This is a genomic window from Bradyrhizobium guangzhouense, from assembly GCF_004114955.1.
Taxonomy (GTDB): domain Bacteria; phylum Pseudomonadota; class Alphaproteobacteria; order Rhizobiales; family Xanthobacteraceae; genus Bradyrhizobium; species Bradyrhizobium guangzhouense.
On record NZ_CP030053.1, the window covers coordinates 5,164,890 to 5,185,037 of the forward strand.

The 20,148-nt window shown below is 64.3% G+C and carries 16 protein-coding genes; 11 read left to right on the forward strand and 5 right to left on the reverse strand.

Going from position 1 to position 20,148, the window contains the following annotated elements; all coding sequences use genetic code 11:
* Positions 1-9 precede the first annotated feature (9 nt).
* From XH91_RS24750 to XH91_RS24770, 5 genes are read right to left on the reverse strand one after another with little or no spacing between them, the layout of a single operon-like run.
* Complete coding sequence (locus XH91_RS24750; protein WP_128953005.1) at positions 10-3,243, reverse strand: bifunctional cytochrome P450/NADPH--P450 reductase; 3,234 nt, start codon at positions 3,241-3,243, stop codon at positions 10-12.
* Between the two features lie 31 nt (positions 3,244-3,274).
* Positions 3,275-4,270, reverse strand: coding sequence for an alpha/beta fold hydrolase (locus tag XH91_RS24755; RefSeq protein ID WP_164933782.1), 996 nt, complete (start codon positions 4,268-4,270; stop codon positions 3,275-3,277).
* Between the two features lie 22 nt (positions 4,271-4,292).
* Positions 4,293-5,846, reverse strand: a complete 1,554-nt coding sequence (locus tag XH91_RS24760) for a WS/DGAT/MGAT family O-acyltransferase (protein ID WP_128953007.1) — start codon at positions 5,844-5,846, stop codon at positions 4,293-4,295.
* A 46-nt stretch (positions 5,847-5,892) separates the two neighbouring features.
* The gene (locus XH91_RS24765; RefSeq protein ID WP_128953008.1) at positions 5,893-6,693 is read right to left on the reverse strand and encodes an alpha/beta hydrolase family protein; all 801 of its coding nucleotides are present in this window, start codon (positions 6,691-6,693) and stop codon (positions 5,893-5,895) included.
* The gene (locus XH91_RS24770; protein ID WP_128953009.1) at positions 6,693-6,950 is read right to left on the reverse strand and encodes a DUF6489 family protein; all 258 of its coding nucleotides are present in this window, start codon (positions 6,948-6,950) and stop codon (positions 6,693-6,695) included. The genes XH91_RS24765 and XH91_RS24770 overlap by 1 nt, the downstream gene beginning before the upstream one ends.
* Positions 6,951-7,325: 375 nt before the next feature.
* Between XH91_RS24770 and XH91_RS24775 the strand changes: the two genes are divergently transcribed.
* The 11 genes from XH91_RS24775 (at position 7,326) to XH91_RS24825 (ending at position 20,147) form a co-directional block, all read left to right on the forward strand.
* Positions 7,326-8,924, forward strand: a complete 1,599-nt coding sequence (locus XH91_RS24775) for an ABC transporter substrate-binding protein (RefSeq protein WP_128953010.1) — start codon at positions 7,326-7,328, stop codon at positions 8,922-8,924.
* Between the two features lie 115 nt (positions 8,925-9,039).
* Positions 9,040-10,020 carry an ABC transporter permease gene (locus XH91_RS24780; protein WP_128953011.1) on the forward strand — a complete coding sequence of 327 codons (981 nt, stop codon included), beginning with the start codon at positions 9,040-9,042 and terminating at the stop codon, positions 10,018-10,020.
* Between the two features lies 1 nt (position 10,021).
* Positions 10,022-10,984 (forward strand): ABC transporter permease, encoded by a 963-nt coding sequence (locus tag XH91_RS24785; protein ID WP_128953012.1) that lies wholly within the window; start codon positions 10,022-10,024, stop codon positions 10,982-10,984.
* Positions 10,985-10,997: 13 nt separating this feature from the next.
* Positions 10,998-11,984, forward strand: a complete 987-nt coding sequence (locus XH91_RS24790) for an ABC transporter ATP-binding protein (protein WP_128953013.1) — start codon at positions 10,998-11,000, stop codon at positions 11,982-11,984.
* A complete protein-coding gene (locus XH91_RS24795; protein ID WP_128953014.1) occupies positions 11,981-12,970 on the forward strand; it encodes an ABC transporter ATP-binding protein in 990 nt (329 codons plus the stop codon). Before XH91_RS24790 ends, XH91_RS24795 begins: the two co-directional genes overlap by 4 nt.
* 82 nt (positions 12,971-13,052) lie before the next feature.
* Positions 13,053-14,858 (forward strand): gamma-glutamyltransferase family protein, encoded by a 1,806-nt coding sequence (locus XH91_RS24800; protein WP_128953015.1) that lies wholly within the window; start codon positions 13,053-13,055, stop codon positions 14,856-14,858.
* A gap of 9 nt (positions 14,859-14,867) precedes the next feature.
* Entirely contained in the window at positions 14,868-15,578 is a 711-nt protein-coding gene (locus XH91_RS24805; RefSeq protein ID WP_128953016.1) for a DUF1028 domain-containing protein, read from the forward strand.
* Positions 15,575-16,558, forward strand: a complete 984-nt coding sequence (locus tag XH91_RS24810) for an ABC transporter ATP-binding protein (protein ID WP_128953017.1) — start codon at positions 15,575-15,577, stop codon at positions 16,556-16,558. The genes XH91_RS24805 and XH91_RS24810 overlap by 4 nt, the downstream gene beginning before the upstream one ends.
* Entirely contained in the window at positions 16,558-17,664 is a 1,107-nt protein-coding gene (locus tag XH91_RS24815) for an ABC transporter ATP-binding protein (protein WP_164933783.1), read from the forward strand. Before XH91_RS24810 ends, XH91_RS24815 begins: the two co-directional genes overlap by 1 nt.
* Before the next feature lie 22 nt (positions 17,665-17,686).
* Entirely contained in the window at positions 17,687-19,195 is a 1,509-nt protein-coding gene (locus XH91_RS24820) for an ABC transporter substrate-binding protein (protein WP_128953019.1), read from the forward strand.
* Positions 19,196-19,205: 10 nt separating this feature from the next.
* A complete protein-coding gene (locus XH91_RS24825) occupies positions 19,206-20,147 on the forward strand; it encodes an ABC transporter permease (RefSeq protein ID WP_128953020.1) in 942 nt (313 codons plus the stop codon).
* Position 20,148: the final 1 nt, after the last annotated feature.

The window sequence follows — 20,148 nt, forward strand, 5'->3', positions numbered from 1 at the left end:
GGCTGGCGGTCACCCGCCGGCCCAGACGTCCAGCACATAGCGGTTGCCCGCACCCATGTCCTCGATCCAGCGGGCTCCCGCAGCCGCATCGCCACCGCCTTTCTCGCGGTAGATCGCAACCAGCGCCGCCTTCACGTCAGGCTCCATCCTGCTGCCGTCGCCGCAGACATAGATGATCGCGCCCTGCTCGATCAACGACCAGACCTTGTCCTTCTGCGCGGCGAGCACGTGCTGTACATAGGTCTTGGGGCCATCCGTCCGCGAGAACGCGGTGAAAAGCTCGGTAATGCCGCTCGCAGCCAGCGCCTTCAGCTCATCCGCATAGAGGAAGTCCTGGTCGGGATGGCGACAGCCGAAAAACAACATGGACGGTCCGAGGCTGGCGCCCTTGGCCTTGCGCGCGGCGCGCTCCTGGAGGAAGCCGCGGAACGGCGCGAGCCCCGTGCCCGGGCCGATCATGATGACAGGCACGGAGGGATCGTCGGGCAGCCGGAAACCGGCTTTGGTCTCGCGCACCGTTGCGTAGACCATATCGCCCGCACGACGGTTGGCGAGATAGTTCGAACAGATACCCTTGTAAGTGCCGCGCCCTGAGGCCGCCGGTCCTTCGACCACGCCGACGGTGACGCTGCAACGGGCCGGATCGACCGACGGCGAGGACGAGATCGAGTAATAGCGCGGCGCCAGCAGTGAGAGCATTTCCAGATAGACGTGGAACGGCAGTTCGCAGGCTGGGTATTCGAGCAGCAGGTCGAACACCGATTTGCGCTTGGCCAAAATTTCGGAACGATAGCGCTCGAGCGGCTCCGCCTCCTCGCCGACGAAAGCCAGCAACTTCGGCTTGGTGACCGGGCAGCGGGTATGCTCGGCCATGATCTGGATCTGCTTCCGTGTCGCCACCTGCTGCAACTCGACGAACTCGCTGAGCAGGCGTCCGACCGACACGGCAGTGCCGACCGGCAATTGCGCGCGCCGGCCCTCGGCGACCTCCAGCCTGATCTGGTCGGCCGGCAGGAAGCCGAAGCGGCGGGCGACGGAGTCCACCAGCGTCGGATCGTTGCGCGGAACGATGCTTAGGTGATCGCCGACGCGATAGCTGACGTTGGCGGGCAGTTGCACCTCGATATGGCGCGTCGAACGCTCCGACGGGTTGGCCCCTGACTTGTTCTGAAGCTCATCATTGGCCAGAACCTTCATTGCGACAGCGCCGCCCTGGGCAACGATGGTGTTGACGGCGCTCACCGCGACGGGCTCGATCGCGTAAAGCGGATCGTCTTCGGCAGTGCGCGTAAAATTCCAGTCGATGCCGAATTCCTTGGTCGCGACCTGGGCCGCCGCCGGAAACCATTTCTGGAACTGGCCGTCGAGATCGCTGCGCGCATCGCCCTCGCCGCGCGGATAGACCGCGCGGGCGCCATGCTTGGACATCTGTTCGTCGATGAAGCGTGGCACCGATTGATAGGTCGCGGCCCAGTCGCTGTTGCCGCAGCCGAACACGGCGTAGCGCACGCTGGCAAAAGCATCCTTGGGCAGATCCTCGCCAAGCCATTTGACGAATTGCGTCGCATTGTCGGGCGGGGCGCCGTTATAGGATGCGCAGATGATCAGCACGCCGCCCTGCTGCGGCAGCTTCCCGACGTAGTCGTCGAGCGGCCCGAGATGCACGGCAAAGCCGTTGATCTCGGCAAGATCGGCCATGCGCGTTGCAAGCTCCTCGGCGGTGCCGAGATTGGAGCCGTAGAGCACCAGCATCGGCGTGTTGTGGCCGGGCCGCGTGGTCGGCTGGCGCGGCGCCCTTGGCGCAGAAGCCGCAGCCGCGACAGGCCCGCCATAGGCGCCGCGCTCGCGATCCGCGCGCGGTCGGACCTTGATCTTGAAGCCCTCCGGCTTCATCGTCAGCGTCTCCTTCAGGTGCATCTGATAGCGCTGATGGTCGATCAGCTTGAAGCGTTGAAGGATCATGCCGAGCGCGAGCGCGGCCTCGTGCATGGCAAAGCCGCGACCGATACAGGCGCGCTGGCCGTTGCCGAATGGCTTCCAGGCATTGATCGGCCGCTTGGCCTCGGCTTCCTTGCTGAAATTCTCGGGATCGAACGCATCGGGATTGGGTCCCCAGACGCTGGGGTCGCGATGAAGTGCGGTCACCAGGATCGTGGTGAACGTGCCCTTCCTGAGCTTGTACTTGCCGCCGACGGTCTCGTCGTTGAGCGGCGAAATGCCATAGGCGGGCGCTGGCGGCCACAGCCGCAGCGCCTCCTTCAGGATCTGCGTGATGTAGGTGAGCTGCGTCACCTGCTGATAGGTCGGCTTTGCACTGACGTCGGGGCCAAAGACGCGGTCGACCTCGTCATAGGCCTTCTTGAGAATGTCCGGGTGCTTGAGCAGCGCATAAATCGTGCAGGACAAAAGGCCGCTGGTGGTCTCGTGGCCCGCGATCAGGAACGTGTTGATCTGGTAGCGGATGTTGACGTCGTCGAGCTGCTCGCCGGTCGAGCGGTCGACGCCGGTCATCATGGCGGCCAGCATGTCCTTCTTGTCATCAATCCCTTCGGCGCTCTTGCGGCGCTCGGCGATGATCTCGTCGACCATCTTGTTCATGAAGGCGACGTCTTCGCCGAGCGTCTTGCGGCGCTTCTGCATCCAGAGCTGCTCGAACGGCAGGCCGCGCGTCATCATGATGGTTTCGAGCGAGCGCACCAGCGACTCCACGAAAGGATGGTAGTCGCGCCGGTAGAACGAGTTGAAGCGGTAGTCGAAGCCGCAGAGACCGATGGTGTCGAGTGTCAGCGCGGTCATATCGTGGACGACGTCGATCTCGTCATCGGCGTTGAGCCGCTCCCATTTGTGGACAAGCTGCTCGGCGATATCGACCATGCTCGGATGGTAGGACTGCATGGCGCGGTTGCCGAAGGGCTGGAGCAGGATGTTGTGCGCCTTGCTCCAGTTCGGCTCCTTGGTATCAGCCGTGAACAACCCATCACCGCCGACCGCGCGCACGCGCCGCAAGGCACCGCGCACCGTCTTGTCGAAGCGCTTCTCATCGGAGAGCTCGTCGACGAGATCATGGCCGGACACGACGACGATGGGCGAGCCCATCATGTCGAGCCAGAAGATCGGGCCCAGCTCCTTGGCGAGCCGCGTCAGATGCTGCACCGGGGCGGCCGAGTCCAGTGACAGCATGTTGCCGACCACCGGCTTGGTCGGCGGCTGCGGAATCGGATCCAGACGGTTCTTCGATGACATTGCTACGCTTCCCCCCGCTCGCAATGACGAGCTAACCAAACCGCCTTCTACGCCATTCGATCAAGACGGCGCTGACCTCTTCCGGCTTCTCCTGCTGCGTCCAATGGCCGCTGTCCTTCACCAGATATTTCTCGAGGTCAGCCACCAGTCTCTCCATGCCGTCCGCCGCCGACGGCGGCAGCACGGCGTCATTCTCGGCCATGATCATCAGCGACGGTACGGTGATGTGGTGATCCAGCCCCTTCGATCGTTCCCAATTGCGGGTGAAATTGCGATACCAGTTGATGCCGCCGGTGAAGCCGGTTGTCGTAAAGGTGTCGACGAACACCTTCTTCTCGTCGGCGGACAGGATCGGCGTACGCGGATCGACCTTGGCGTCGTAAGCCGCGATCATTTGCGGGAACGCCAGATTGGTCTTTGACGACGCGCCGACGCCTGCGATCGGCGCTTCTTCCGATTTCGCCGCCGGCCGCAGGAGCGGCTTGCGCATGAAAGCATCAAAGGTCTGCTCGACGCGGCTGCCGAAAATCCTGTCCGGCTCGCGCGCGGGATCCTGGAACTGAACGATGTACATCTGGTCGCCGAAGCGCTGGCGGAACAGCGCGATCGGATCCATCGGCGCGCGATCCCAATGCGGCGTGTTGACACCGACGACACCGGCAACGCGCGCCGGGTGCCTTAGCGGCATCTGCCAGACGACGAAGCCGCCCCAATCATGGCCGACGAAGATCGCCTTCTCGATGGCGAGATGATCGAGCAGCCCGACGAGATCGCCGGTCAGGTGCTCCATGTCATAGGCTTCGACCGGCTCAGGCCGGTCGGTTGCGCCGTAGCCGCGCTGGTCCGGCGCGATCACGCGGATGCCGGCTTCGCTCAGTGCCTTGATTTGGTGGCGCCAGGAGAAGGCGAGCTCGGGCCAGCCATGGCACAAGACAACCGGCGGTTTGTCAGTCACCGGGCCTGCCTCGTAGTAGCCCATGCGGATTCCGTTCGCCTGCGCGAACTTGAGCGGCGGCATTTCAATCATTGCAAGCTTCCTGACTGATGTCCTATTCGGCCGCGCCTTTGATGTCCGTCGCCGGCGGCGCATAGGCCGCCTCCAGCGCGGCGAACTCCTCCGGCAGCATGTCGCACATCACCTGCACGTGCGGAATGATGTTGGCGCCGACGATGAAGCCGAAATCGAGCTGGTCGCGGTAGCTCTGCACGGTGATGTTAAGCGCCTGCCCATGGGTCGAGATCGAGACCGGGAAGATGTGCAGCAACTCGGCCCCGGCCGCGTAAAGCGTCTGCCGCGGTCCGGGCACGTTGGAGACGGTGATGTTGGCCGCCGGCGGCAGCACGTCCGACAGATCGGAGCGGCTGTAGAGCAGTGCCAGAATCTGGACGATGATCGGCGCCCCCAGCATCGAGATATTGGAGACCTGCGGCATCAGGGCTCGCAGCGGATGCGACATCTCCTTGGACTTGGTCGACTGCGCGATGATCGCCTCGAGCCGCGCCTTGGGATCGGCGATGTTGGTCGCGATCGAGCAGATCATGCCAAACACCTGGTTGTTGGCCTCGGTGTTGCCCTCTTCGCGCAATGAAATTGGCACTGCCGCGGTCAACGATTTCGCGGGCAGCGTGCCGTATTGCAGCAGGTAGCGGCGGACGACACCGGAGGCGAGCGCCAGCACCACGTCGTTGAGCTTGCCGCCGGCCTGCTTGGCCAGCGCCTTGGAGCGCGATAGCGAGATCGACACCCCGGCAAAGCTCCGCTCCGACGAGATCGTCTTGTTGAGCATGGTCGGCGGCGACACCATGCTGGCGAGGCTCTCGCGCGACTTCGGATCGGAGATCTTGCCGAGCACGTCGGAGACGCTCTTGACCATGGTTGGAATATTGCCTGCGAAGCGGACCGCGCTCTCGATCTGGTACATCGCATTGTCGAACAGGATCGAGCCGATATCGCTCTTGCCGGTGCGCGGCAGTTGCAGGTTCTTTGCGGCAGCCGAGGCTTCGAGCGGCTGGCTGAAGAGCTGCTGATACGAATCGAGCAGATTGGCCGCAATGTCACGCGGCTCCTGCCCGGGCGGCCTGGACCCGCCGGTCGGCGGCTCGACCTTCCGTGGGATCGGCGAGATGTCGTAGATCATGTTGGTCAGGGCGGCGCCGGCGCCGCCGTCGATGGCGGCATGGTGCATCTTGGAATAGAGCCCGACCTCATTGTCCTTCATGCCCTCGAACACGTAGAATTCCCACAGCGGGCGGGCGCGGTTCAGGAGCTTGGCATGCATCCAGCCGACGATGCGCTCCAGCGTGGCGCGATCGCGCGGCGCCGGCAGGCTGGCGCGGAAGATGTGACGGTCGATGTCGAACTGGTCGTCCTCGACCCAGGTCGGATGATCGATATCGAGCGGCGCCTTCTCCAAACGCGCCTTCAGGATCGGCGCGATGTGCAGCCGCGAGACGATCATCGCCTTGAAGTCTTCGAAGAAGTCGCCCTTGTAGTCGTCAGGCAAGCGAAAGATCGCCATGCTGCCGACATGCATCGGCATCTCGGGCGTTTCCAGATAGAGAAATGACGCGTCCAGCGACGACAGTTTCTTACCGTCAGCCATGGTTCCCTCCACTCATATTCGACTGGCGCCTTGCTGGCGCTTCTTGTCAGGCCGATATTGCCCGCTCCGGCGGGGCATATGCAATGGCAAACGGCCCGGCCCGATCAAATGGCCAGAACTCTCCCTCCGGTTGCGCCAGACGGTCCGCCACGGCCCACAACGCCGCGGCGTTCACCCCGAGCCCGATATGGCTGGCGAGATACACTTCGATATTCTCGGCGCAGTCGGACGGGCGCAGGAGGCAAGTCCGCCAGTTCACGACACCGTCGGCGCGCGAATAGATCGATGTCGCCGGCACCTTGAGATCCCCGGCGATCGCCTCGCGCAGCTCGGCAAAGTCCTCGACCCGCTCGCCGGACAACGCCTCGTACAGCGCCGTAGCATTGGTCGCCCGCACGTCATTGGCAAAAGGGCTGCCAAGTGTGACGACACAGCGGACCATCTCGGGTGCCTGCAGCGCGAGATCGCGAGCATAGACACCGCCGAGGCTCCATCCGACCAGGCTCACCTTGCGTCCGCTTGCGGCATGGATCTCGGCGAGACGGGCGCGCAAGGCTTCCCGCATCCGCGTCAGCCCGCCGAGATTTCGGCCCATCCGCCAGGCATGAGCCTCATGGCCGAGCTCGCCGAGATAGCGCCGCATCGGCGCCATCGACAGATCGCTGGCGAGAAAGCCCGGCAGCGCCAGCACCGGATGGCCGTCGCCCCTTGGCGCGCGCATCAGCAGCGGCGACAGCAGGAGGCTGGCGTTGAATTCGAACAGGCCGCGCGCCTCGGCGAGCAGCAAGCCAAGAGCCGGCGGACGAAGCCCGCCCGAGCCTGGCGCTCCGTCGCGCGCGTCGGGCATTACTTCTTCTTGTCGCCGCTGCGCGGGGCGCCGAGACCGGCCATGGTGACGAACATGTCCTGAAACCGTTCCGCCAGCTTGGGATCGAAGGTGAACCAGCTCTGGATCAGAGATTCCGGCGAAACCTTCTCGATGTTGCTCAGGACCTGCTGCTGGAGCTTGTCCATCACAGCGGTCTGCATTGGCGACACATCAGGCAATCCGAAGAACTGGCGGGCCTCGAGGGGGGTGCAGTCGATTTCGATATTTACTTTCATGTCCCCTCCGGATGAGATTCGAGCGGCGTCAGGCAGTATCGCCGCGACACGGTGTGCGACGCAAGCGACCTGAGCCTGGGACAGGGAGCCGGCTTCCGCAATCGGCGGATATGGTCAATCAGATTGTCGGCGCCAATGGACGCCGGCGGGCCATTTCCACCCTCATTTTCCTGGCCTGACCGGGCCGAAAGTCCAATGTCGCTCGCGCGCCTCTCTCCCCTAAAAAGCTGGTCAGCATTGCTGCACAGCGGCGCAACTTGGCGCGTTCCTTGCTGGAATGGTGCTTGCACGGGTCGAGAACTCTGGGCAACATGGATCGATCAACCCCACCGAACAATCAAAAATCACGGTGCGGGCGAGTGGAGAGGGTCAAGAATGTCAGTCGGACGAAGTTTGTTTGCGGCGACGCTCGCCGGTGCGCTTGCGTTGGCGGTCTCGCCGGCGTCGAGCCAGACGCTGCGCTACGCCAACCAGGGTGAGCTGAAGTCGCTCGATCCCTATACGCTGAACGAGTCGACCACCAGTGCGCATCTCGGCCATGTCTATGAGGGCCTTGTCGCCCGCGACAAGGACCTGAAGATCATCCCGGCGCTCGCCGAAAGCTGGGAGACGCCGGAGCCGACACGCTGGCGCTTTCATCTGCGCAAGGGCGTGAAATTCCACAACGGCGACCCATTCACCGCTGATGACGTGGTGTTCTCGGCCGAGCGCGTGCGAGCAAAGGGTTCAAACTTCCTCAGCCGCGTCCCGGCCGATGCCAAGGTCGTCAAGATCGACGATTACACCGTCGATTTCATCCTGACCTCGCCCAATCCCATCCTGACGGCGCTGTGGGCGACCTGGTACATCATGGACAAGAAATGGGCAGAGGCGAACGATGCGGTGGCACCGACGCCCGCAGCCGCGACGACCCCGAGCTATGCCTCGCTTCATGAAAACGGCACCGGGCCCTTCACCATCGAGAGCCATCAGCCGGGCGTGAAGACCGTCTTCAAAGCCAACCCGAACTGGTGGCGCAAGCCGGAACATAATTTGAAGGAGATCATCTTCACGCCGATCGCCAATCCCGCTACGCGTGTCGCGGCCTTGTTGTCGGGCGAGGTCGATGTGATCGAGCCGGTTCCGGTGCAGGACATCGAGCGCGTGAAGGCGAGCCCCAACGCCACCGTCCTGACGGGACCTGAGCTCCGTACGATTTTCGTCGGCATGGATCAGGCGCGCGACGAGCTCCTTTACTCGAACGTCAAGGGCAAGAACCCGTTCAAGGACGTTCGCGTCCGCGAAGCCGTCTACCGAGCGATCGACGTCGATCTGATCAAGAATCGCGTCATGCGCGGGCTCTCCACACCATCCGCATTGATGGTGGCACCAGAGATCTTTTCCGCGAAGGACTTGATCCGGCCGAAGTTCGACCCCGACGCCGCCAAGAAGCTTCTGGCGGACGCCGGCTATGCCGACGGTTTCGAAGTGACGATGGACTGCCCGAACGATCGCTACGTCAATGACGCGGCCATCTGCCAGGCAATCGTCGGCATGCTTGCCCGCATCAACATCAAGGTGGATCTGTTGGCGCAGCCCAAGGCCCAGTATTTCGCCAAGGTGCTGAAGCCCGGCGGCTACAAGACCTCGCTGTTCATGCTCGGCTGGACCCCGGATACGCTCGACTCCCAGAACGTCCTCCACGACATCATGGGCTGCCGCGACGACCCCAAGGACCCCAACCGCGGTGAAGCCAATCTCGCCGGCTATTGCAACAAGCAGTTCGACGAGCTCGCCGACAAGGTATTGGTTGAATCCGATACGACCAAGCGCGATCAGCTGATCAAGCAGGCCTTCGAGCTCTCGATGAAGGACTGGGCCTATATCCCGCTGCACCAGCAGGCGCTCGCCTGGGGCGTGTCGAAGAAGGTGAAGCTGACTCAAAGTGCGGACAACATGGTCAGGCTCTATTGGGCGACCAAGCAGGAAGAGTAAGTACCGACATCTTGTGAGGTCCCGGAAGCCATCGCCCTCAAGATCTGGCTTCCGGGACTTGTTATTTCGGGTTAACGCAATGATGCGTGCTGCTGAAGAGATGTGAAAGGAACAGATGCTCGCTTTCACACTGCGCCGAGCCATCCAGGCCATCGGCGTCATGATCGCCGTCGGGGTCATCGCGTTCTCGATGTTCCGCTTCGCGGGCGATCCCGTGAACCAGATGGTCGGGATGGATACCTCGGGCGTCGAACGCGCGGCGATCCGCAAATCGCTCGGCCTGGACGATCCTGTCATCGTGCAGTTCGGCCGCTACGTTGGCAACGCTGCGCAGTTCAAGTTCGGCGTGTCCTACCAGTTCCGCCTGCCCGTCTCCGACCTGCTGATGGAGCGGATGCCCGCGACGCTGGAGCTCGCGATTTGCGCCACCATCTTCGCGATGATCAGTGGAATCCTGATGGGGGTCTATTCGGCGCTTCGCCGCGATAGCTGGCTCGCACACATCTTCCAGGCGGTCTCGCTGATCGGCATCTCGCTGCCGACCTTCCTGATCGGCATTCTCATGATCTACCTGTTCTCGGTGACGCTCGGCTGGCTACCATCGTTCGGACGGGGCGACGTCGTGCATATCGGCCGGTGGACGACGGGGCTCCTGACGGTCTCCGGCTTGAAAGCGCTGATCATGCCCTCGATCACCCTCGGCCTGTTTCAGATGACCCTGATCATGCGGCTGGTGCGCGCCGAGATGCTGGAAGTGCTGCGGACCGACTATATCCGCTTCGCCCGCGCCCGCGGTCTGACCACGCGGGCGATCCATTTCGGCCATGCGCTGCGCAACACCCTGATTCCCGTGATCACCGTGGCGGGCCTGCAATTCGGCTCGGTCATTGCCTTCGCGATCATTACCGAGACGGTGTTCCAATGGCCGGGCATGGGGCTCCTGTTCGTGCAGGCCGTTCAGAACGTCGATATTCCGATCATGGCGGCCTATCTGATGATGGTCTCCCTGATCTTCGTCACCATCAACCTCGTGGTTGATATCCTCTACACCATCGTCGATCCGCGGCTGCGCTCGACGGTCAGCCGGGCGCACTGACATGAGCGAGGCCGTCGTTCCCCACCCGACCGAGAAACGTCCTGCAGCCGCACCCGGCTGGTTCAGGCGCGTTCTCGACAGCGACCTGTTCTATTCGTTCCGCCGTTCCAAGGTCACCATGATCGCGGCGGGTGTGACGCTGCTGTTCTTCCTGATCGCGATCTTTGCCTCCGTGCTGTCGGTGCAAAATCCATTCGACCCGGCGCAGCTCCAGCTGATGAATTCGCGCATCTCGCCGCTCTGGACCGCGGACGGCCAGAGCCCGTTCCTGCTCGGCACCGACGAGCAGGGTCGCGACGTGCTGTCGGCGATTCTCTACGGCCTGCGCATCTCGCTGCTCGTGGGCGTGCTCGGCGTGGTCTTGTCCGGCGCGATCGGCATCCTGCTCGGGCTGACGGCCGGCTATTTCGGTGGTGCCGTCGATGGGCTGATCATGCGCATCGCCGACGTGCAGCTTTCCTTTCCGGCCATCCTGATCGCGCTTCTCATCAACGGCATCGCCAAATCGGTCTTCGGCAACAAGCTTGACGAGATGAGCATGCTGGCGGTCCTGGTCTTCGCCATCGGCCTCAGCTTTTGGGTGCAGTATGCGCGCACGGTGCGCGGGTCGGTTCTGGTCGAGAAGAACAAGGATTATGTCGCAGCCGCGCAATTGATCGGCCTGCCTGCTCCCGTGATCATGCTGCGCCACGTGCTGCCGAACACCACGGGGCCGATCCTGGTGATCGCTACCATCAATCTCGCGCTTGCCATCATCACCGAAGCAACGCTGTCGTTCCTCGGCTCGGGCATGCCCGAAACCATGCCGTCGCTCGGCACGCTGATCCGCATCGGCAACGGCTATCTGTTCTCGGGCGAATGGTGGATCGTCGCCTTCCCCGGAATTGCGCTTGCGGCGCTGATCCTGTCGATCAACCTGCTCGGCGACTGGCTGCGCGACGCGCTCAACCCCAAACTCCGATGAGTCTGCAGCGTTCATGACCGAACCCGTTCTCTCCGTCCGCAATCTCAAGGTCGAGTTCGCCTCTCGCCGCGGTACGCTGCGCGCCATCGACGGCGTCTCTTTCGACATCGCCAAGGGCGAGGTGCTCGGCGTCGTCGGCGAATCCGGCGCCGGCAAATCCGTGACCGGGCTTTCGGTGATCGGCCTGATCGATCCGCCCGGGCGCATCGCCGGCGGCGAGATTCGCCTCGCCGGCATGCGCATCGACAATCTGCCGCCGGAGGAGATGCGCCGTGTCCGCGGCAAGCGCATCGGCATGATCTTCCAGGATCCGCTGACATCGCTCAATCCGCTGTACAAGGTGGGCGACCAGATCGTCGAGACGATCCGGACCCATCTCAATCTGTCCGAACAGGCCGCCCGCCGCCGCGCCATTGATCTGCTCGCCGAAGTAGGCATCCCCGCCCCCGAGAAGCGAATCGACGGCTATCCGCACGAATTCTCCGGCGGCATGCGTCAACGCGTGGTGATTGCGCTTGCGATCTGCGCCGAGCCGGAGCTGATCATCGCGGACGAGCCGACCACCGCGCTCGACGTCTCCGTGCAGGCGCAGATCATCTCGCTGATCAAGCGGCTCGGCCGCGACCATGGCACCGCCGTGATGCTGGTGACCCACGACATGGGCGTCATCGCGGAGACCTCGGACCGCGTCGCCGTGATGTATGCCGGCCGCATCGCCGAGATCGGCCCGGTGCAGGACGTCGTCAGGAACCCGCTGCACCCCTATGCCAAAGGCCTGATGGGCGCAATCCCGACGCTCGCCGGTGACGACAAGCGCCTGGTGCAGATCCCCGGCTCGATGCCGCGGCTCTCAGCCATCCCGCGCGGCTGCTCGTTCAACCCGCGCTGCGCCTCCGCCTTCGATCGTTGCCGAGTGGACCGACCGGAGCCGCTGGCGCGTGGCGCGCAATCGGTCGCCTGCCATCTCTATGATCCCGTGTCGGCGGAGACCGCGGCATGAGTACTCCCTTCGTCCAGGGCACCAATCTGCGCCGCGTCTTCGACGTTTCAAAGCCCTGGCTCAACCGTGTGCTCGAGGGTGGCCATCTCGAATACCTCAGGGCCGTTGATGGCGTCACATTCGACATCAAGAAGGGCGAGACCTTCGCGCTGGTCGGGGAGTCCGGCTCGGGCAAAACCACGGTAGCGCGGATGGTGGTCGGCCTGTTGCCGCCGAGTTCCGGCGACGTCCTGATCGACGGCGTCTCGATGACCGATCCGCGGCAAGCCCCGGCCCGCCGAAAGCTGCGTCGCCGCATCCAGATGATCTTTCAGGATCCCTATGCGAGCCTGAACCCGCGCTTCCGCGTCGATGCCATCATCTCGGAGCCGATACGCGCCTTCGACCTGATCCAGGGCGAACGCGATATCCAGGCCCGCGTCGGCGAGCTGCTCAGCCTCGTCGGACTGCATCCCGACGACCGGCTCAAATTTCCGCACGAGTTCTCCGGCGGCCAGCGGCAGCGCATCGCGATTGCGCGCGCGCTCGCCTCCGACGCCGAGTTCATCGTCTGCGACGAGCCGACCTCGGCGCTCGACGTCTCCGTGCAGGCGCAAATCCTGAACCTGATGCGCGACCTCCAGGACAAGTTCGGCCTGACCTACATGTTCATCAGCCATAACCTCGCCGTTGTCAGGCACATGGCGAGCCGGGTCGGCGTGATGTATCTCGGCCGCATCGTCGAGATCGCGGAGGGGCGCGAGCTGTTTGCCCGCCCGCGCATGCCCTACACCAAGATGCTGCTGGGCGCCGTGCCAGATCTCGCCATGAGCGGTCGACAGCGCATACCGGTGAAGGGGGAGATCCCGAACCCGATCAATCCGCCGCCTGGCTGCGCCTTCAATCCGCGCTGTCCGCTGGCGTTCGATCTTTGCCGCAAGGAAGTTCCAAAGCTGATCGACGGCGTCGCCTGCCATGCCGTTAACACCGCGCCGGTCCCGGCATAACGCGCGCGTGCCATGCGGCCTGTGCATTTGGCATCCCAGAGCCTGATGTGATCAATTGCGCACGCCGTCAACGAGGTAGCCCATGGCCAGCAAAGTCAATCCCGATCCCTTCACGACACGTCCCGAGATCGAGGGCACGTTCGGGGTCGTCGCGTCAACGCATTGGATTGCAACCGCCGTCGGCATGGCCATCCTGGAAAAGGGAGGCAACGCGTTCGATGCCGGCGTTGCCACCGCCTTCACGCTTCAGGTCGTCGAGCCGCATCTGAACGGTCCCGGCGGGGATGTGCCTGTCATCGTGCATGACGTGAAACGCGGCCGCACCGAGGTGATCTGCGGCCAGGGCCCGGCCCCGGCGCGCGCCACCATTGCGCATTACAAGAGCGAGGGCCTCGACATGGTGCCCGGCACCGGCCTCCTCGCGGCCTGCGTCCCCGGCACCTTCGAATCCTGGATGATGCTGCTGCGCGACTACGGCACCATGCGCGTACGCGACGTGCTGGAGCCCGCGATCTCCTACGCCCGCGACGGCTATCCGCTGGTCGAGCGGGCCTGCGCCACGATCCAGACCGTCGAGCAACTGTTCCGCAAGCACTGGCCAACCTCGGCCGCGGTCTATCTGCCGAACGGCGAGGTGCCGAAGCCCGGCACGATCTTCACCAACAAGACGCTGGCTGCAACCTACGCCCGGATTCTGAACGAGGCCGAAAGCGGCGGCGGCGATCGCGACGCCGAGATCGAGCGCGCGCGCAAGGCCTGGTCGCAAGGTTTTGTCGCAGAAGCCATCGACAAGTTCTGCCGGACGCAGGAGGTGATGGACGTCAGCGGTTCCCCGCATCGCGGCGTGCTCTCCGCCGACGACATGGCGCGCTGGCAGCCGACCGTCGAGGCGCCACTTACTTACGATTATGGCCGCTATACCGTCTGCAAGGCCGGCGTCTGGAGCCAGGGCCCCGTTACCCTCCAGCAGCTCGCGCTGCTGAAGGGCTTTGCGCTCGACGGCCTCGACCCGACCGGCCCGGAATTCATCCATCTCCAGATCGAATGCGCGAAGCTCGCCTTCGCCGACCGCGAAAAATTCTACGGCGATCCCAAGTTCTCCGAGATCCCGATCGGAACGCTGCTGTCGGACGCCTACAGCGACGAGCGCCGCAAGCTCGTCACCGACAAGGCCTCGCTCGACTTCCGGCCAGGCTCGATCGAAGGTTTTGGTGGCGTGGTCAAGCTGCGTCGCGCCGAGGGACAGCGCGAGGCGGTTGGCGCGCTCGGTGCAGGTGAGCCGACCGTGGGACGGTTCGGCGAGGTGCGCGGCGATACCGTGCATTTCGACATCATCGACAAGGCCGGCAACATGGTGTCCTCGACGCCGTCGGGCGGCTGGCTGCAATCCTCGCCTGTTATTCCCGAGCTCGGCTTCTGCCTCGGCAGCCGCGCCCAGATGTTCTGGCTGGAGGAAAACCATCCCGGCTCGCTCGCACCGGGCAAGCGGCCGCGCACCACTCTGTCGCCGACCATGGCGCTGCGCGACGGCGAGCCGTATCTCGCCTGGGGCTCGCCCGGCGGCGACCAGCAAGACCAATGGATCACGCAGTTCTTCCTGCGCCACGTTCATTGCAGCCTGAATCTGCAGGAGGCGATCGACGCGCCGGCCTGGCACTCCGAGCATTTCCCGATTTCGTTCTGGCCGCGCACCGCGCGTCCCGGCGTGCTCGTGGTCGAGAACCGCGTGCCGAAGGCAACGATCGAGAATTTGCGCGAGCGCGGCCATATCGTCGAGGTCGGACCCGACTGGTCGGAGGGCCGTCTCACAGCGGCCTCGCGCGTCGGTGTGCGCCGGCGCGCCGCCGCCAATCCGCGCGGCATGCAGGGCTACGCCGCAGGACGCTGAAGGCAGCTCATGACCTGGTCGATCATCGCGCGCGATCCTGCCACCGGCCAGTTCGGTATTGCGGTAGCGACCCGCTTCTTCGCCGTCGGCGCCCGGGTCCCCTACATCGCAGCCGGCCTCGGTGCGATCGCGACCCAGGCCTTCGTCAATCCCTATTACGGAATCGACGGCGTCAAGCTGCTCCGCGACGGCCTGAACGCGCATGACGTGCTCGCCGCTCTGCTCGCGACCGACGATGGGCGCGAGAGCCGGCAGATCCACATCATGGACGCAAGCGGCGCGATCGCCGCGCATACCGGGCGCGATTGCATCGACTGGTGCGGACATATCGCCGGCAGCGGCTTCTCGATCGCGGGCAACATGCTCGCGGGCGCCGACGTGCTCGCGGAGACGGCGAAGACCTACATCGCCAATGACCGCCTGCCCTTTCCGCGTCGGCTGCTCGCAGCGATGCGTGCCGGCGAAGCCGCCGGCGGTGACAAGCGGGGCAAGCAATCCGCCGCGCTGCTGATCCACGGCGAAGAGGAATGGCCGGCGCTGGACATCCGCGCCGACGACCATCCCGATCCGCTCGGCGAACTCGAGCGGCTCGAACAGGTCAGCCACGAGCTCTGGGTCCACTTCCGCCCGTCCATGCCGACCCGTCAGAACCCTGCCGGCAACACCGACCGCCGCGTCATTGACGCGAGCATTGCTGCGGCGCGGGCGAGACAAGCATGAGCCCTCTCATCGAGATCAGGGATCTGCGTATCCGCTTTCACGGCGACGACGGCCGTATCACCCACGCCGTCGACAGTGTCGATCTCAGCGTCGCCAATGGCGCGACGCTCGGTCTCGTCGGCGAGTCCGGCTGCGGCAAGAGCGTGACCTCGCTGGCGATCATGGGCCTGTTGCCGAAGCAGACGACGGAGATATCAGGCGCGATCCGCTTCGACGGTTTCGATCTGCTGAAGACGCCGGACCAGACGCTGCGCGATTTGCGCGGCAACCGGCTCGCGATGATCTTCCAGGAGCCGATGACGTCGCTCAATCCGAGTTTTACGATCGGCGACCAGATCATCGAGACGATCCTCCGCCATCGCGGCGGCTCGCGGAAAAGCGCGCGCGAGCGGGCAATCGAGCTGTTGCGCCGCGTCCACATCCCCTCGCCCGAGCGGCGCATCGACGAATATCCACACAAGCTCTCCGGCGGCATGCGCCAGCGCGTCATGATCGCGATGGCGCTCGCCTGTGATCCGCAGCTCTTGATCGCGGACGAGCCGACCACTGCGCTCGACGTCACCTTGCAGGCCCAGATCCTGGAGCTGATGCGCGAATTGAAGGCGGCGAGCGGCGCCGCCATCATCCTGATCACCCACGATCTCGGCGTCGTCGCCGAAGTCTGCGACGAGGTCGCGGTGATGTATGCCGGCGAGATCGTCGAGCGCGCGCCGGTCGACGACTTGTTCTCTGCACCGCAGCATCCCTACACCGTTGGCCTGCTCGGCTCGATCCCGCGGCTCGACCATCGCGCCGAGCAACTGGCGACCATCGAAGGCATGGTGCCGAACATGGCGCAGCCGCCCGCCGGCTGCCGCTTCGCCGCGCGCTGTCCTTTCATGCTGGAGGCCTGCACCAAGGCGCCACCGCCGCTGGTGGCCGTCAGCCCCGGCCACGTCTCGCGCTGCATCCGCGCGCCGCTCGAACTTCTGGTGTCGTGATGGCGCTGCTCGAAGTCAAAGGCCTGGTGAAGCACTTCGTCGCCGAGCGCTCGCTATTCGGCCGGGCGCGTGCGCATGTCAAAGCCGTCGACGGTGTGTCGTTCTCACTAGAGGCCGGCAAGACTCTCGCCCTCGTCGGCGAATCCGGTTGCGGCAAATCCACCGTCAGCCGCCTGGTGCTGCGGCTGATCGAGCCGGATGCCGGCACGGTGCGTTTTGACGGCCGCGATCTGCTCTCGCTCAATGCCGACGCGCTCCGCAAATTCCGTCGCGAGGCGCAGCTCATCTTCCAGGACCCCTACGCCTCGCTCAATCCGCGCATGACGGTCGGCCAGATCCTGACCGAACCGCTCGCGCTGCATGATCTCGTCCCGCCGGCACAGCGGCGCGAGCGCGTCGCGGAAATCTTGCGGCTGGTCGGGCTGGAGCCGCGACTGGCCCGGCGCTATCCGCACGAATTCTCCGGCGGCCAGCGCCAGCGCATCGCCATCGCCCGTGCGCTGGCGGTCGAGCCGAAGCTGATCATCTGCGACGAGCCGGTTTCGGCGCTCGACGTCTCGATCCGCTCGCAGATCTTGAACCTGCTGCGCGAGCTTCAAGATAGGCTTGGCCTCGCCTATATCTTCGTCTCGCATGACCTCGCCGTGGTCAAGCACATCGCCGACCGCGTCGCTGTGATGAATCTCGGCTGCATCGTCGAAGAGGCCGACGCGGACGAGCTGTTCGCCGAGCCCCGCCATCCCTATAGCCGCGCGCTGCTGTCCGCGATCCCCCTGCCGCAACCCCACGCCAAGCGAGCGAAGGTCGTACTGCAAGGCGAGATTCCGAGCGCGCTTAATCCGCCGGCCGGTTGCCGCTTCCACACCCGCTGCCCCTTCGTGATCGACCGCTGCCGCACGGAAGCGCCGGCGCTGGTGGTCCACGGTGCCGGACACGCCGCCGCCTGCCATCGCGTCGGCGAGCTGCCCCCGGCCGACACGATCCTGCCCGCAACGGCCGGATTTTCGCCGGCACTGGCAAAATTAGTCGCGGCCTTCAGCCGAAAGACGGAAGGCGCAAACCCGGCCGGTGTTGGTATACAGAGTGCAAGGCCTACAACGACGTAGCCGGAGCAATGGGGACTGTCCAATGAAGATGTTTCGCCTGGCCGCGACGGCTGCCGTCGTCCTGCTGTCGCTTGGGGCCGCCCAGGCCCAGACCACGCTGCGGATTGGGCTTGCCGAGGATCCTGATATCCTCGATCCCACCATGGCGCGCACTTATGTTGGCCGCATCGTGTTCGCAGCCTTCTGCGACAAGCTGTTCGACATCGACGAGAAGCTGAACATCGTTCCGCAGCTCGCGCTATCGAGCGAGACGGTCGACGACGGCAAGGGCCTCGTCATCAAGCTGCGCCCCGGCGTGAAATTCCACGACGGCGAGCCGTTCGACGCCGAGGCCGCCAAGTTCTCGCTGGAGCGCCATCTGACCTTCCCCGGCTCGTTCCGCAAGCCGGAGCTCGCCTCGGTCGACCATATCGACGTCGTCGATCCCCTCACCATCAAGCTCGTGCTGAAATCGCCGTTCTCACCACTGCTCGCCCAGCTCACCGACCGCGCCGGCATGATGATCTCGCCGAAGGCAGCAAAGGAGGCCGGCGACAAGTTCGGCCTGCATCCGGTCTGCGCCGGCCCCTACAAATTCGTCGAGCGCGTGCAGCAGGACCGCATCGTGTTCGAGAAGTTCGCCGACTATTGGAACAAGGACAACGTCTTCATCGACAAGATCGTGTTCCAGCCGATCGTAGACGCCACCGTGCGACTGGCGAACCTGAAGTCAGGCGGCCTCGATCTGATCGAACGCGTGCTCGCTACCGACCTCAAGGAGGTGCGCAGCGATTCACGGCTGAAGGTCGCGACCGCCATCGAGCTCGGTTATCAAGGCATCACGCTCAACATCGGCAAGGACAAGGCCAAGGGCCCGCTCAGCCAATCCGCCAAGGTGCGGCAGGCGCTCGACCTTGCGATCGACCGCGAGGCGATCAACCAGGTCGTGTTCAATGGCGAGTTCCAGGTCGGCAATCAATGGGTCAACCCCGATCACCCCTACTATCAGAAATCCCTTCCGGTCCGTGCCCGTGACCTGGAAAAGGCCAAGGCCCTGCTGAAGGAAGCTGGCGTGAAGCCGCCTGTCAGCGTCGATTTCCTGGTGCCGAAGGGCGCCGAGACGGAGACGCCCGCGCAGGTGATCCAGTCGATGGCCGCGGAGGCCGGCTTCGACATGAAGATCCGCGTCACCGAATTCGCCACCGGACTGAAGCAGGCCGAGGCCGGCGACTATCAGGCCTTCATGCTCGGATGGAGCGGCCGCGTCGATCCTGACGGCAACAGCTTCATCTTCCTGCACAGTGGCGCGCCTCAGAATTATGGCGACTGGAGCAATCCGCAGGCTGACAAGGCACTGGAGGACGCGCGGCTCGTGACCGACCCAGCCAAGCGCAAAGCCAGCTACGAAACCCTCGCCAAACTGGTGCAGGATGAGGAGCCCATTCTCTATCTTTACCATCGCCGCATCATCATCGCGCACACCACCAGGCTCGAAGGCTACAAGCAGATGCCCGATGGTCTCGTGCGCGTCGTCGGCCTCAAGCTGAAGTGACGCTGCCGGGATGCTGAACTTCCTCGCCCGCCGGCTTGCGCAGATCGTAACGACGCTGTTCTTCGTGTCGGTGCTGATCTTCTCGCTGCAGCAATTGCTGCCGGGCGATCCCGCTCTGGTGATGGCGGGCGAAGAGCGCGATCCCGCCGTGATCGAGCAAATCCGGCACCAATACCGGCTCGATCAGCCCGTCCCCGTACAGTACGCCTACTGGATCAAGGGTGTCCTTGTCGGAGACTTCGGCGAATCTCTCCGCAACAAGATGCCGGTGCGCGAGCTGATTGCGCAAAAGCTGCCGGTGACGCTGCAGCTTGGCGCCATGGCGATCATCATCGCCTTCCTGATCGGCATTCCCGCCGGCATTGTCGCGGCCGTGAAGAAGGGGACGGCATGGGACTACGGCGCCAATTTCTTCGCGCTGTGGGGCATATCGACGCCGAACTTCTGGCTCGGCATCATGCTGATCTTCCTGTTCTCGATCGAGCTCGGCTGGCTGCCGGCTTCCGGCTATGTGCCGCTGACCGAGGACTGGCGCGCGAGCCTGGCCGCCACCATCATGCCGGCCTTCGTGCTCGGCAACGCCATTGCCGCGGTCCTGATGCGGCATACCCGCAGCGCCATGCTCCAGGTGCTGGAAAGCGATTATGTCCGCACCGCGCGCGCCAAGGGCCTCTCCGAGCGCACCGTGATTCTCAAACATGCCATGCGCAACGCGCTCACGCCCATCATCACGCTCGGCGCGCTCGAGCTCGGCACGCTCTTGTCGGGCGCGGTGCTGACCGAACAGATCTTCTCCATTCCCGGCTTCGGCAAGCTGATCGTGGACGCCGTCTTCAACCGCGATTACGCCGTCGTGCAGGGCGTGGTGCTGGTGACCGCCACGGTCTATATCACGCTCAATCTGGTCGCCGACCTCGCCTATATCCTCGTCAATCCCAGGCTGAGGGGCTAGG

Excerpts from the sequence above, each read along its gene's own strand:
- XH91_RS24750 (WP_128953005.1), bottom strand. The coding sequence starts at position 3,243 with ATGTCATCGAAGAACCGTCTGGATCCGATTCCGCAGCCGCCGACCAAG.
- XH91_RS24755 (WP_164933782.1), bottom strand. The coding sequence starts at position 4,270 with ATGATTGAAATGCCGCCGCTCAAGTTCGCGCAGGCGAACGGAATCCGC.
- XH91_RS24760 (WP_128953007.1), bottom strand. The coding sequence starts at position 5,846 with ATGGCTGACGGTAAGAAACTGTCGTCGCTGGACGCGTCATTTCTCTAT.
- XH91_RS24765 (WP_128953008.1), bottom strand. The coding sequence starts at position 6,693 with ATGCCCGACGCGCGCGACGGAGCGCCAGGCTCGGGCGGGCTTCGTCCG.
- XH91_RS24770 (WP_128953009.1), bottom strand. The coding sequence starts at position 6,950 with ATGAAAGTAAATATCGAAATCGACTGCACCCCCCTCGAGGCCCGCCAG.
- XH91_RS24775 (WP_128953010.1), top strand. The coding sequence starts at position 7,326 with ATGTCAGTCGGACGAAGTTTGTTTGCGGCGACGCTCGCCGGTGCGCTT.
- XH91_RS24780 (WP_128953011.1), top strand. The coding sequence starts at position 9,040 with ATGCTCGCTTTCACACTGCGCCGAGCCATCCAGGCCATCGGCGTCATG.
- XH91_RS24785 (WP_128953012.1), top strand. The coding sequence starts at position 10,022 with ATGAGCGAGGCCGTCGTTCCCCACCCGACCGAGAAACGTCCTGCAGCC.
- XH91_RS24790 (WP_128953013.1), top strand. The coding sequence starts at position 10,998 with ATGACCGAACCCGTTCTCTCCGTCCGCAATCTCAAGGTCGAGTTCGCC.
- XH91_RS24795 (WP_128953014.1), top strand. The coding sequence starts at position 11,981 with ATGAGTACTCCCTTCGTCCAGGGCACCAATCTGCGCCGCGTCTTCGAC.
- XH91_RS24800 (WP_128953015.1), top strand. The coding sequence starts at position 13,053 with ATGGCCAGCAAAGTCAATCCCGATCCCTTCACGACACGTCCCGAGATC.
- XH91_RS24805 (WP_128953016.1), top strand. The coding sequence starts at position 14,868 with ATGACCTGGTCGATCATCGCGCGCGATCCTGCCACCGGCCAGTTCGGT.
- XH91_RS24810 (WP_128953017.1), top strand. The coding sequence starts at position 15,575 with ATGAGCCCTCTCATCGAGATCAGGGATCTGCGTATCCGCTTTCACGGC.
- XH91_RS24815 (WP_164933783.1), top strand. The coding sequence starts at position 16,558 with ATGGCGCTGCTCGAAGTCAAAGGCCTGGTGAAGCACTTCGTCGCCGAG.
- XH91_RS24820 (WP_128953019.1), top strand. The coding sequence starts at position 17,687 with ATGAAGATGTTTCGCCTGGCCGCGACGGCTGCCGTCGTCCTGCTGTCG.
- XH91_RS24825 (WP_128953020.1), top strand. The coding sequence starts at position 19,206 with ATGCTGAACTTCCTCGCCCGCCGGCTTGCGCAGATCGTAACGACGCTG.